This is a genomic window from Rhodococcus sp. 05-339-2 (assembly GCF_002258965.1).
GTDB lineage: Bacteria > Actinomycetota > Actinomycetes > Mycobacteriales > Mycobacteriaceae > Rhodococcoides.
Window position 1 is genome coordinate 627,409 of record NZ_NOYW01000008.1, and the last position, 11,952, is coordinate 639,360.

Annotated in this window: 13 protein-coding genes; 6 read left to right on the top strand and 7 right to left on the bottom strand. The window is 65.6% G+C overall.

Going from position 1 to position 11,952, the window contains the following annotated elements; all coding sequences use genetic code 11:
* Positions 1-8 precede the first annotated feature (8 nt).
* From CH273_RS09345 to CH273_RS09360, 4 genes are all read left to right on the top strand, one after another.
* Positions 9-845, top strand: coding sequence for a PHP domain-containing protein (locus CH273_RS09345; protein ID WP_032394238.1), 837 nt, complete (start codon positions 9-11; stop codon positions 843-845).
* Entirely contained in the window at positions 842-1,456 is a 615-nt protein-coding gene (locus CH273_RS09350) for a MarC family protein (protein WP_032394112.1), read from the top strand. The genes CH273_RS09345 and CH273_RS09350 overlap by 4 nt, the downstream gene beginning before the upstream one ends.
* Positions 1,453-1,740, top strand: coding sequence for a hypothetical protein (locus CH273_RS09355; protein WP_052049275.1), 288 nt, complete (start codon positions 1,453-1,455; stop codon positions 1,738-1,740). The genes CH273_RS09350 and CH273_RS09355 overlap by 4 nt, the downstream gene beginning before the upstream one ends.
* Before the next feature lie 243 nt (positions 1,741-1,983).
* Positions 1,984-3,189: an NAD(P)-dependent malic enzyme gene (locus tag CH273_RS09360; protein ID WP_032394113.1), complete on the top strand. Its 1,206-nt coding sequence runs from the start codon at positions 1,984-1,986 to the stop codon at positions 3,187-3,189.
* A gap of 89 nt (positions 3,190-3,278) precedes the next feature.
* On the opposite strand, the gene CH273_RS09365 is transcribed toward CH273_RS09360, so the two are convergent.
* Genes CH273_RS09365 through CH273_RS09380 form a run of 4 tightly spaced genes read right to left on the bottom strand, consistent with a single transcriptional unit; the run spans position 3,279 to position 6,755 of the window.
* Positions 3,279-3,971 carry an ABC transporter permease gene (locus CH273_RS09365; protein ID WP_032394114.1) on the bottom strand — a complete coding sequence of 231 codons (693 nt, stop codon included), beginning with the start codon at positions 3,969-3,971 and terminating at the stop codon, positions 3,279-3,281.
* Entirely contained in the window at positions 3,968-4,633 is a 666-nt protein-coding gene (locus CH273_RS09370) for an ABC transporter permease (RefSeq protein ID WP_032394115.1), read from the bottom strand. The genes CH273_RS09365 and CH273_RS09370 overlap by 4 nt, the downstream gene beginning before the upstream one ends.
* Positions 4,630-5,781 carry an ABC transporter ATP-binding protein gene (locus tag CH273_RS09375; protein WP_032394116.1) on the bottom strand — a complete coding sequence of 384 codons (1,152 nt, stop codon included), beginning with the start codon at positions 5,779-5,781 and terminating at the stop codon, positions 4,630-4,632. Before CH273_RS09375 ends, CH273_RS09370 begins: the two co-directional genes overlap by 4 nt.
* On the bottom strand, positions 5,781-6,755 hold the full coding sequence (locus tag CH273_RS09380; RefSeq protein ID WP_045199238.1) for an ABC transporter substrate-binding protein: 975 nt from the start codon (positions 6,753-6,755) through the stop codon (positions 5,781-5,783). The genes CH273_RS09375 and CH273_RS09380 overlap by 1 nt, the downstream gene beginning before the upstream one ends.
* A gap of 204 nt (positions 6,756-6,959) precedes the next feature.
* Here CH273_RS09380 and CH273_RS09385 point away from each other — a divergent pair, with 204 nt between their 5' ends.
* The gene (locus CH273_RS09385; RefSeq protein ID WP_032394117.1) at positions 6,960-7,850 is read left to right on the top strand and encodes a glycine betaine ABC transporter substrate-binding protein; all 891 of its coding nucleotides are present in this window, start codon (positions 6,960-6,962) and stop codon (positions 7,848-7,850) included.
* Here the strand turns inward: CH273_RS09385 and CH273_RS09390 are convergent.
* The 3 genes from CH273_RS09390 to CH273_RS09400 are packed head-to-tail and all read right to left on the bottom strand — an operon-like array spanning position 7,806 to position 11,176.
* A complete protein-coding gene (locus tag CH273_RS09390) occupies positions 7,806-8,762 on the bottom strand; it encodes an alpha/beta hydrolase (protein ID WP_032394118.1) in 957 nt (318 codons plus the stop codon). The genes CH273_RS09385 and CH273_RS09390 overlap by 45 nt on opposite strands.
* Positions 8,763-8,774: 12 nt before the next feature.
* The gene (locus tag CH273_RS09395; protein WP_032394119.1) at positions 8,775-9,608 is read right to left on the bottom strand and encodes an SDR family NAD(P)-dependent oxidoreductase; all 834 of its coding nucleotides are present in this window, start codon (positions 9,606-9,608) and stop codon (positions 8,775-8,777) included.
* Positions 9,605-11,176, bottom strand: a complete 1,572-nt coding sequence (locus tag CH273_RS09400) for a flavin-containing monooxygenase (protein ID WP_032394120.1) — start codon at positions 11,174-11,176, stop codon at positions 9,605-9,607. Before CH273_RS09400 ends, CH273_RS09395 begins: the two co-directional genes overlap by 4 nt.
* A gap of 69 nt (positions 11,177-11,245) precedes the next feature.
* On the opposite strand from CH273_RS09400, the gene CH273_RS09405 reads away from it, so the two are divergent.
* Positions 11,246-11,905 carry a TetR/AcrR family transcriptional regulator gene (locus CH273_RS09405; protein WP_032394121.1) on the top strand — a complete coding sequence of 220 codons (660 nt, stop codon included), beginning with the start codon at positions 11,246-11,248 and terminating at the stop codon, positions 11,903-11,905.
* Positions 11,906-11,952: the final 47 nt, after the last annotated feature.

Sequence of the window (11,952 nt, forward strand, 5' to 3'; positions counted from 1 at the left end):
CTGTGCAGGTGCTCATCGACCTCCACACCCACTCGACGGCGTCAGACGGCACCGACAGCCCGGCCGAGCTGGTCCGGGCCGCAGCCGAGGCGGGACTGTCGGTGGTGGCTCTGACCGACCACGACACCACCTCGGGATGGGACGAGGCGGCCTCCGCACTGCCGTCCGGTCTCACGCTCGTGCGCGGCATGGAACTTTCCTGCACCGGGCGAGGCGAGGACGGCCGGCCGGTTCCCGTGCACCTACTGGCGTACCTGTTCGACCCCGCGAACGAGGTGTTCGCAACCGAGCGCGCGCGGTTGCGCAGCGAGCGGGTCACGAGATTGCGTGCCATCGCCGAGAAGATGGCGGCGGACGGTCTGCCCATCGACCCCGACGCGGTGCTGGCCTCGGCCGGTGCGGCGGCCGGGCGACCCCATCTGGGTCGAGCCCTGATCGACGCCGGGTACGTCCCGGACATGAACGCCGCGTTCGCCGGTCCGTTGGCGACCGACGGCAAGTACTACGTCGAGAAGGTCGACACCCCCCTCGAAGTAGCGGTGGACATGATCGCTGCGGCAGGCGGTGTCAGTGTGCTCGCGCACGCCAGAGCTCGTACCCGCGGCCGCATCCTCGACCTCGATCACATTCGCGAACTCGCAGCGCGCGGTCTCGGTGGAGTGGAGGTCCATCACATGGATCACTCGCCGGAGGACACCGCGGTGATGGCCGACCTCGCCGCGGAACTGGACCTGATCGTCACGGGATCCTCGGATTACCACGGCACCAACAAGACGGTGAAGCTGGGCGAATACTCCACTGCCCCAGAGCAATACGACCGTCTGGTTGCGGCGGCGCGGCCATGACATTCGATGTGACGCTCTACTTGACGGTGTTGATCACCCTGTTCGTCATCATGGACCCGCCGGGCGCGATCCCGGTGTTCCTGTCTCTGGTCGGGCGCAAGAGCAAAGAAGCCCGCAACAAGGCCGCATGGCAGGCCCCCGCGGTTTCGCTGACCGTCATCTCGGTGTTCGCGATCGGCGGCCAGGCGATCCTGAGCTACCTGCACATCGGCATTCCGGCATTGCAGGGTGCGGGCGGGTTGCTGTTGCTGCTCATCGCGTTGTCGCTGCTCACCGGAAAGGGTGCGGGCGGGGACACCGCCGCGGAGGACGTCAACGTGGCACTCGTGCCGCTCGGGACTCCGCTCATGGCAGGCCCCGGTGCCATTGCCGCGGTGATCGTCTACGTCAGCCAGGCCGACGGTGACGCCGGTTCGTTCTTGGCAATTGCGTTGGGCATCATCACCATTCACATTCTGTTCTTCCTGGTGCTTCGATTCTCGACCGCGCTGATCCGGCTCCTCGGGGAGGGCGGTATCTCGCTGTTGGCACGCATCGCCGGTCTGTTGCTGGCCGCTATCGCGGTGCAGTTGATCGCGGACTCGGTTCGCGGATTCGTGGCAGGCGGATGACCGGGGCAGGTGCCGGGCTCCGATTCCTGCGCGGGCTCAGCGGTATCGTCACCGGGGGACTGGTGGTGCTGGCCCTCGGCGTCGCCGTCACGCAGTATCTGGGCCACTCCCGCGGCTTCCCCGGTCCTGGCGCTCTCTCGGTTGCCGCCCATATCGTCGCCGCGATCGTTGCCGTGATCGCGCAGCGCATCGCCGATCACCGTCGCGGAATCTCGGCCGTTCTCGGCGCTCTCGTGGTCTTCGTCGCCGCAGGCCTCGTCCTGTGGACACAATGGTGGCAGTGAGAACCGGTCCCGGTGGTTCCTGACGCTGTGGTCAGGTGGGTCGGCGATATGGCACACTAGGGCACCGACAGGGCTACAGCCCATCGCTGATCGTGCAGGCGTACCCGCCTCACATGCGAGACACGCTCTCGGCAGTTTGCAGCCAGCACTGGCGCACTCCGACGGGCCCTCATTTCCACCACTCACTTCGTTGACACTTCGTCGCCTTGCTGGTCGAGGTCGACAGTGCGAGGAGCTTTCACCGTGACGGCAGTCGAAGACACCGCAGCAACACACACCGCACCGGCAGGACCGGCGGCGATCACCGACGAGGAGATCTTCGCCGGGCATCTCGGCGGCAAGCTGTCGGTCGAGTTGGCAGCGCCGCTCGACACGCAGCGCGATCTCTCGATCGCCTACACCCCCGGAGTGGCGCAGGTCAGCCGCGCCATCGCCGCCGACGCCTCGCTGGCCAAGCGATACACCTGGACCGATCGCCTCGTGGCCGTCATCTCCGACGGTTCCGCAGTGCTCGGCCTGGGCGACATCGGTCCGCGCGCGTCGTTGCCGGTGATGGAGGGCAAGGCCGCGCTGTTCAAGAAGTTCGCAGGCCTCGATTCCATTCCGATCGTGCTCGACACCAACGACGTCGACGAGATCGTCGAGACCATCGTGCGGATGCGGCACAGCTTCGGTGCCGTCAACCTCGAAGACATCTCGGCACCGCGCTGTTTCGAGATCGAGAAGCGCGTCGTCGAGGCGCTCGAATGCCCCGTCATGCACGACGACCAACACGGCACAGCCATCGTCGTACTCGCTGCTCTCAACGGGGCTGCGAAGGTTCAGGGCCGCAGTACGTCCGAACTGAAGGTCGTCGTCTCCGGAGCCGGGGCAGCGGGCGTCGCGTGCGCGAACATGCTGCTTCTGGCCGGCATCGGGGACGTGGTGGTGCTGGACTCGAAGGGCATCGTGTCCGCCGACCGCTCGGACCTCAACGGCGTCAAGACCGATCTCGCCGCGCGTACCAACCCCCGTGCACTATCGGGCGGTGCGGTCGACGCCCTCGCCGGAGCGGACGTGTTCCTCGGTCTGTCCGCAGGCAAGGTCGACGAGAGCTACATCGCGTCGATGGCCCCGGACTCCATCGTGTTCGCACTGTCCAATCCGGATCCGGAGATCCATCCGGAGTTGGCGAGGAAGTACGCCGCCATCGTCGCGACCGGACGAAGCGACTTCCCGAACCAGATCAACAACGTTCTCGCCTTTCCCGGTGTGTTCAAGGGCGCACTCGACGCCGGTGCCCGCCGTATCACCGAAGGCATGAAGCTCGCCGCTGCCGAGGCAATCCTCTCGGTTCTCGGCGACGAGTTGGCTGCGGACAAGATCGTGCCCAGCCCACTCGATCCTCGTGTCGCCCCGGCCGTTGCGGACGCAGTTGCGGCAGCAGCGCGAGCCGAGGGCGTCGCGTAGGAGAACGGAAGAAACACCGGCGAACCCGGCCCTACCCGGGCCAGCGGTTCGCCGGTGTCTTTCGTCTGTGTCTTTCGTGGTGGGACGAGTCAGACTTTCGCGAGTCCGGTCGGCATCCGCCGCAGGCGACCGGTTCCCGGAACGGACGTCCACACCGCGAGGGCGAGAAGGCCGTCGACGATCAAGGTCAGCAGAGCCACCAGGATCGCGCCGACGAGAACGCGGCCGTAGTCGTAGAGCGCGAGCCCGTCGAAGATGTAGCGGCCGAGCCCACCGAGGTTGACGTAGGCCGCGATGGTCGCGGTGGCGATGATCTGCAATGTGGTGTTGCGCAATCCACCGAGGATCAGCGGCAGCGCGTTCGGGATCTCGACCCGAAACAGCACTTGCGTTTCCGTCATCCCCATCGCGCGGGCGGCGTCGACGACGTTGGCGTCCACGTTGGCGATGCCGGAGTACGTGCCTGCCAACAGCGGAGGAATACCGAGCAGCACCAACGCGATGATCGGCGGAACCAGTCCGAGTCCGATCACCAGAACCAGAAACACGAGAATGCCGAGGGTCGGCAGCGACCGCAGCGCGTTGACGAGGCCGACGACGACGGCCTCACCGCGGCGCAGGTGACCGATGAGCAGACCCACCGGAACCGCGACGGCAGCCGAGAGCAACACTGCCAGCAGGCTGTACCACATGTGCTCGATCAGTCGTGCGCCGATTCCCGTCGGCCCGGCCCAGTTTCCGCCGTCGAGAATGTACGAGAACGCCTCGGAGAAGAGATTCATGCGCGTGCCTTCTTCTTCGACGAGCCCGTGTTCAGTCGCGTCCACGGAGTGAGTCGACGCCCCAGCAGGAACAGGGCCGCGTCGAAGATCAACGCCAGGAACACGATCGAGATGATGCCTGCGAAGATCTGATCGGGATAGTCACGCTGGTAGCCCTGGGTGAAGAGCTGGCCGAGACCGCCGATGCCGATCACCGAGCCCACCGAGACCAGTGAGATGTTGGTGACCGCAACGACTCTGATGTTCGCGATCAGCACCGGAAGCGCCAGGGGCAGTTCGACGGTCACCGCTCGCCGCAGCGACGAGTAGCCCATCGCCTCGGCAGAATCGACCACGGCGAACGGCACCGAGTCGAGGGCCTCGGGCACCGCGCGCACCAGCAGTGCGGTCGAGTACACCGACAGGGCGATCACCACGTTCAGTGGATCGAGTACCGGTAGACCGACCACCGCGGGGATGGTGACGAACAGGGCGAGCGAGGGCAGGGTGAACGCGATACTGGCCACCGTCAACGTGATTCGACGAACCCAGCGAGTGTTGCGAATGACGGTGCCCAGCGGGATGGCGATGAGCAACCCGACGAACAGCGGGACGAGCGAGAGGTACAGGTGCGTCTTCGTGTAGCCGAGGACCACACCGAAGTTGTCCAGCAGCCAGGTCACTGTTCGGCGTCCCCGCTGGCGAGGAAGTGATGCCGGTTGCGTTCCGAGTCCTCCGACTTACGTTGCGCAGCAAGGTGTTCGAGGATCTCCGCACCGTCGACGCTGCCCACGGCAGCCCCGGCACCATCGACCGCGACGCCGATTCCCGACGGCGAGGAGATCGCGGCGTCGAGTGCCTGACGCAGATCGCCGCCCTCGAGGAACAGCGAGCCGCCCGCTGCCGTGCTCTCGTCGATGCTGCGGCCGCCCCGCACCTTCTCGACTCCGGTCGCGTCGATCCACCCCAACGGTCGGCGCTGTTCGTCGACGACGAGCACCCACTGCCCCTGGTCCAGTCGGAGGCCGTCGATCTCGTCCTGCGTCGCCGTGTGGATCGGGTGCATGGTCACAGCCTGCGCCGACCTGAACGACAGCCCGCGGTAGCCGCGATCGCGGCCGACGAACGACGCCACGAAAGACGTTGCCGGTGCGGCGAGTACGGTCTCGGGCTTGTCGTACTGCTGCAGTCGGCCCTGCGGCCCGAAGACCGCGATGCGATCGCCGAGCCGGACGGCCTCGTCGATGTCGTGGGTGACGAAGACGATCGTCTTCTTCAGGTCGGCCTGCAGGCGCAGCATCTCGATTTGCAGTTCTTCACGCACCACCGGGTCGACCGCGCTGAAGGGCTCGTCCATCAGCAGGATCGGTGGGTCGGCGGCCAGCGCCCGGGCCACGCCCACCCGCTGTTGCTGCCCACCGGACAGTTGCGCCGGGTAGCGCGAGGCGAACGCCGGGTCCAGGCCGACTCGCTCGAGGACGTCGAGTGCAGCCTTGCGTGCGGCGCGACGCGATTCGCCGTTCAGTACCGGCACCGTGGCGACGTTGTCGACGACGGTACGGTGCGGCAACAAGCCGGCACTCTGAATCACGTAACCGATGCCGCGGCGCAGCTTCACCGCGTCGATGTCGGCGATGTTGCGACCGTCGACCGTGATCACACCCGAGGTGGGAGTGATCATGCGATTGATCATTCGCATCGAGGTGGTCTTGCCGCAGCCGGACGGCCCCACGAACACGGTGAACGAATGTGGCTCGATCACCAGGTCCAAGGAGTCGACCGCTGTGGTGCCATCCGGATAGGTCTTGTTGACGTGCTCGAAGGTGATCATCAGCTGACCGGCTGGTCCAGGCCCTTGTCCTTGACCCACGCCGCTGCTGCTGCCGCCGGCTCGACCTTCTCGTCACCCGAGACCGAGGTGTTCAGTGCGATCAGCTCTTCGGTGGTGATCTGCGCCGACACGGCGTCGAGCACCTGAGTGAGCTTGTCGGACTGCTTGGCCGTACGCAGCACCGGAATGATGTTCTGGGCCGCGAAATTGTTCTCCGGGTCTTCGAGGACCACGAGATCGTTCTGTGCGATCGAGGGCGCGGTGGTGAAGATGTCCGCCGCGACGACCTGCCCGGAGACGAGTGCCTCGACCGTGGCCGGGCCGCCGCCGTCGGAGATCGGGATGTAGTTGCCGGGCGAGATGTCCAGGCCGTACTTGTCTCGCAGACCGGGCAGGCCGCCGACGCGCTCCTGGAACTCCGGGGTACCGGCGAAGGTCACCTCGGAGGAGAACGGTGCGAGGTCGCCGATGGTGGTGAGGTTGCGTTCGGTGGCGGTCTGGCGAGTGACGACGACGGCGTCCTTGTCCTCGCCCGGTGCCTGCGCCGTCACAGTGAGATCGTCGCCCAGGGCGGCAGGAAGTGCGGCCAGGACGTCCTCGGACGAGGTGGCTGTCGCGGATTCGTCCAAGTACTGCAGCAGGTTTCCGGTGTAGTCCGGGATCAGGTCGATCGACCCGTCTCGCACTGCGGGAATGTAGGCCTCACGGCTGCCGATGTTGAGCTTGGTGCTCACCTCGAAACCATTGGCGCGCAACGCCTCGGCGTAGATGTTCGCCACGGTCTCGGACTCGGGGAAGTTGGCGGAGCCGATGATGATGGAGTTCGTGTCGCTGTTGGTCTCGCCGCCACCGCTCGAGAGTGGATCCGAATTGCCGCCGCAGGCGGTCAGAGCGGTGACCGAGAGAGCGAGTGCGGCAACAGCTGCCACTGCCCTCGGAGCGGAGAACGCACGCGTGATGCGGGAGGTGGTCATGGTGTCCTTCCATCGGTTCGGGCACAGTCCTACCCATTTCCGCCGATCTGCCCCCCCGGGGGGCAACGGAAGAACCAGGACTCGGGCTGCTCGGGATGGTAGTCGAATTCGGCGTGCCCATAAGGTTGGTTCGACTACCGTCTCGTTCGCACTAGTGCCCCGCGCTCGGGATCGGTAAACCACATGGGCAGTGAACAGGAGAAAATGACAGTGCGATCGTCGGTTCTGGCAGCAGCCCTGGTGATGTCGATCGCCGGTCTGGTCGGCGGTTGCAGTGCGAGTGCATCGACCGACCCTGCTGCGGTGCCCGTCGTCGTCGGAGCGGGCAATTCGGATCTGTCGCGTCTGCTCGCGCAGATCTACGCCGGGGGACTGCGGTCGACAGGAGCGGAGGTCGAGGTGAAGGAGGACCTGGGCGATCGGGCCGACTACCTCGCGGCGCTGGACCGCGGTGAGGTGACGATGGTTCCCGATCTCACAGGCGAGCTGCTGCGGACCTTCGACGGTCTCTCCGAGGCAACCGAGGCCGAGGACGTGTACACGGAACTGAACCGATCACTGCCGGCCGGGTTGTCGGTGGGGGATTACGCCACCGCCGAGGATCGACTGGCCATCGCGGTGGCGTCGGGCAGTGAATCGGGAGACGAGACGGTGACGGATTTCGTGGGTCGTGAGGAAAGAACGGTGGGAATCGTCGACGGCCAGGTCGATCCGATGGACGTCCTTGCGCAGGGTACGAGGAGTCCCACGTTCACGGGGGCGTCGGTCACCGATGTCACCCCGTATGCCGATGCGCAGTCCGCCGTCGACGGCTTGAACGCCGGAGAAGTCGACGTGCTGGCGATTCGCACCGCGTCGTTCGGCCCGCTGGCGAAAGACCTGACAACGCTGCCCGACGACGACCACGTGTATCCGGCGCAGAACGTGGTGCCGCTCTATGCCGACGGAGTGCTCGACGAGAGTGCTGTGAGATCGTTCTCGGTGGTGGCGGGTGAGCTGACGACTGCGGACCTCGCCGAGATGATCGGCGAGGTCCGCAACGGAGTTCCGTCAGGCGATGTCGCCGGCCGTTGGCTCGGCGAGCGCAACCTCTGACGGTCCGGTCGGCTGCGCGGCTCGGAGCTTGCGGCCGAGGTACGAGCCCATGTGCTGGACGGCCTGGGCCGCCTCACGCAGAATCGACGCCTGCAGATGGGCCACGTGCCAGAGCTTCTTGTACTCCACATGTTCGAGCTCGACACCCGACAGGCGCAGCTTGTCCGCGAACGCAGTGATCTGCGCGTACAGCACCTCGTCGGTACCGACGTGCATGACGATCGGCGGCAAACCGTCCAGGTTGCCCAGCAGTGGGGCGAAACCCTGGTCCAGCGGATCGCCCGCACCCAGATACGCATCGGCCGAGCTGTAGGACCACCCGGTGTTGACCACCATGTCGCGGTCCTTGGCGGCGTCGCGCGCTCCGGGATCGACCCACGGGGAGATAAGGCCGAGGGCAGCCGGGCTGGTGCCGTCGTCCACCAGACGCCGGGCAGCGGCGACCGAGAGACCGCCACCGGCCGAATCGCCGGCAATCGCGATGCGGTCCGCGGTGAATCCGTGGACACGAACCAGCTCGCGGAACGCCGCCACGGCGTCGTCCAGACCTGCCGGGTACGGGTTCTCCGGTGCCAACCGGTAATCGAGCACGTAGACAGCACTGGCCGATTCCCGGGCCAGATGTGCGGCCAGTGACCGGTGCGTGTTGATGGATCCGATCGTGTACGCGCCGCCGTGCAGGTACAGGATCGCGGTGTCGCGTTCGGTTGCCCCGACGGTGACGCGCTCGGCTCGACGGCCCGCGAGTGTCATCTTCTGCGAGACCGTTCCGTGCGGAAGCGTTTGCACGGGAGCGGCGGCCTCGAGGATCAGCCGCTGCGTCCGAAACGAGAATCGCGCATTCAGCGCGAGGCGATAGAACGGCTTCAGCGCAGCCGCGACGATCGGCAGGGGAACGTAGAAGGACTTCACGACGCGACCCGCCTACTTCTTCGTGCGCGGCAGCGCGCGCTTGGACACTGCGGCGATCAGGCCCTGGTAACGCGATCCGGTGATGCGCTGGAGCAGGTCGAGTGCGATGGCGTCGGAACCGATGAGAACGCGTCCCTTGCCCTTCTCGACACCCTTCAGGATGGTCTTGGCCGCGTCGATCGGGGTGGTCTTGGCGAGCTTGGTGTCGAAGAACTTCGCGAAATCGGCCTGGTCGTAGTTCTCGGCCACGGTGGCGTTGCGAGCGATGGCGGTCTTGATGCCACCGGGGTGAACCACGGTCACCTTCACCGGAGCCTTCGAGATCAACATCTCGATGCGGAGCGATTCGCTGAACCCGCGTACTGCGAACTTGGCCGCGTTGTACGCGGACTGCGACGGAATCGCCAACAGTCCGAAGAGGCTGGAGATGTTGATGATGTGGCCGTCACCGGAGGCCTGGATGTGCGGCAGAAAAGCCTTGGTGCCGTTGACGACTCCCCAGAAATCGACGTCGACGATGCGCTCGATGTCCTTGAACGAGGACTTGTCGACGTCACCGTGGTAGGCGATGCCTGCGTTGTTGTAGATCTGGTTGACCTTGCCGAAATGCGCGACGACGGCCTCGGCGTAATCCAGGACGGTCTCGCGCTGGGAGACGTCGAGGAAGTCCGACTTGACCTCGGCGCCGAGTGCCTCGACCCGTCGGACGGTCTCGTCGAGTCCGGCGGTGTCGACGTCGGACAACGCCAGTTTCGCTCCACGGCCGGCCAGCTCGAGGGCCAGTGCGCGGCCGATTCCCGAACCCGCGCCGGTGACGACGGCCACCTTGCCTGTGAATGTGCTCATCGTGCGGACACCTTGTCTGTGTTGTTGCCGGCGGAGTTGTTCGCCGACGATCCGGAGGGCAGGTCTGCGGTAGCGACGCTACGGTACGCATCGAGATCGAACTGCTTGGTGATTCTGCGGAACTCGAACGTGAAGCCCGGCCACAGCGTGGTGTTGTTGCCGTGCTTGTCGAGGTACCAGCTGGCGCATCCGCCGTTCATCCACACGCTCTTGGCGAGCTGATCCTGCAACGTCACGTTGTACTCGTCCTGCACGTCCTTGCGCACCTCGATGGTGCCGATGTCGTGCTTGTCGATGGTGTCCAACGCGTCGACGAGGTAGTTGATCTGCGATTCGATCATGAAGACCATCGAGGTGTGGCCGAGGCCCGTATTCGGTCCCACCAGGAAGAACATGTTGGGGAAGTTCGCGACCGCTGCCCCCTTGTAGCCCTGCTGGCCGCCGTCGTCGAAGGTTTCGGCCAACGTGCGGCCGTCCTTGCCGATGATGCCCTGGTAGGCGGGGGAGTCGGTGACGTGGAAGCCGGTGGCGACGACGAGCGCATCGATCGGGCGCTCGGTGCCGTCCTTGGTGACGATCGATCCTTTGCGGATCTCGGCGATGCCGTCGGTCACGAGGTCGACGTTGCTCTGCGCGAGAGCCGGGTAGTACGCGTTGGAGATCAACATGCGCTTGCAGCCGATGCGGAAGTTCGGCGTCACCTTGGCGCGCAGTGCCTTGTCCTTGATCTGGGTGCGCAGGTGGTTCTCCGACGCCCACTGCAGCGGCTTCATGAAGGCCGGAGCCTTGGCCAGACCGACGACCTGGGTCTCGCGCATCGCGTAGATGCCGGCCCGCGACAGGCGCTGGAACCCGGGAACGTGCTTGAAGGCGAAGCGTTCGAGCTTGGTGTACGGGCGATCGGCGCGGGGAAGGATCCACGGCGCGGTGCGCTGGTACACGTCCAGATGTTCCACCTGGCCTGCGATGGCGGGCACGATCTGGATGGCGGAGGCACCGGTGCCGATGACGGCGACGCGCTTGCCCGCCAACGAGACGTCGTGGTTCCACTGAGCGGAGTGGAAGACGTCGCCCTCGAAGTCGTGAATGCCCTCGATGTCGGGCAGATTCGGCTCACACAGTGCGCCGACGGCCGAGACGACGATCTTCGCGGTGTAGTTGCCGGAGGTGGTCTGAACATCCCAGCGATTGGTCTCGGCGTTCCAGCGGGCCGAGGTCACATCCGTGCCGAACACGTGCTTGTCCATGACGCCGTACTTGCGCGCCACCCCGGCGATGTACTTCTGGATCTCGGGCTGTGTGGAGAACGACCGAGTCCAGTTCGGGTTCAGGGCGAACGAGTACGAGTACAGGTGCGACGGCACGTCGCAGGCAGCACCGGGGTAGGTGTTGTCGCGCCAGGTGCCGCCGACGTCGTGGCCACGTTCGATGACGACGAAGTCCTTCTTGCCTGCCTTCGTCAGCTTGATCGCGGCACCGAGGCCGGCGAACCCGCTGCCGATGATCAGCGTATCGACGTGACGCGGCGTCGTTGCACGGTCCGAAGTATCTGTTACGGGAAGACTCATGTAGGGGAGCGTAGAAGCTTATTGAGTGTGAGTCAATAGTTATTGACTAACATTCAGTAGGGTGGTTGCATGGCGGTCGTGAACAGTCCCGGCGCACCGACCACGAAGAGGACGAGACTCAGTCCGCAACAACGACGAGCCCAATTGATCGAGCTCGGTACCGAAATGCTCGCCGACCGCCCCCTCGAGCAGATCTCCGTCGAGGACATCGCCGATCAAGCCGGCGTCTCCCGAGGTCTGCTGTTCCACTACTTCGCCTCCAAGCAGGACTTCCACCTCGAAATCGTGCGTGAATCCTCGCGCGTCATGCTCGAGCGCACCGCACCCGATCCTTCGCTGCCACCGTACGAGATTCTGCGCGACTCCATCGCCAACTACGTCGATTACGTCACCGGCAAGCGACAGATGTACGTCTCACTCCTGCGCGGCACCCCCAGTGGCGATCCGCAGATGCGCGCGGTGTTCGAGGAGACTCGCTCCGCCATGGCCGAGCGAACCCTCGCGCAACTCGGGGGACTCGACATCGAGGTGACCCCCACCATCGTGCTGGCCGTTCGCGGCTGGATCGCATTCGTCGAGGAAACGACCATCAACTGGCTCACCGCACCGGAGCTCGGCCGCGACGAACTGATCGACCTCAACGTCAATGCTCTGCCTGCCGTCGCGCTGGCACCGGACATGATCTCCGCACTCCTGGGTGCCGACCGAGACGCCGCCGCAGACGCCTGAGACCTGAGCGCGCCCGCCCGCCCCCGCCCCGCCCCCCGCCCCCCCCC

Excerpts from the sequence above, each read along its gene's own strand:
- CH273_RS09350 (WP_032394112.1), top strand. The coding sequence starts at position 842 with ATGACATTCGATGTGACGCTCTACTTGACGGTGTTGATCACCCTGTTC.
- CH273_RS09355 (WP_052049275.1), top strand. The coding sequence starts at position 1,453 with ATGACCGGGGCAGGTGCCGGGCTCCGATTCCTGCGCGGGCTCAGCGGT.
- CH273_RS09365 (WP_032394114.1), bottom strand. The coding sequence starts at position 3,971 with ATGAATCTCTTCTCCGAGGCGTTCTCGTACATTCTCGACGGCGGAAAC.
- CH273_RS09375 (WP_032394116.1), bottom strand. The coding sequence starts at position 5,781 with ATGATCACCTTCGAGCACGTCAACAAGACCTATCCGGATGGCACCACA.
- CH273_RS09380 (WP_045199238.1), bottom strand. The coding sequence starts at position 6,755 with ATGACCACCTCCCGCATCACGCGTGCGTTCTCCGCTCCGAGGGCAGTG.
- CH273_RS09385 (WP_032394117.1), top strand. The coding sequence starts at position 6,960 with ATGACAGTGCGATCGTCGGTTCTGGCAGCAGCCCTGGTGATGTCGATC.
- CH273_RS09395 (WP_032394119.1), bottom strand. The coding sequence starts at position 9,608 with ATGAGCACATTCACAGGCAAGGTGGCCGTCGTCACCGGCGCGGGTTCG.
- CH273_RS09400 (WP_032394120.1), bottom strand. The coding sequence starts at position 11,176 with ATGAGTCTTCCCGTAACAGATACTTCGGACCGTGCAACGACGCCGCGT.
- CH273_RS09405 (WP_032394121.1), top strand. The coding sequence starts at position 11,246 with ATGGCGGTCGTGAACAGTCCCGGCGCACCGACCACGAAGAGGACGAGA.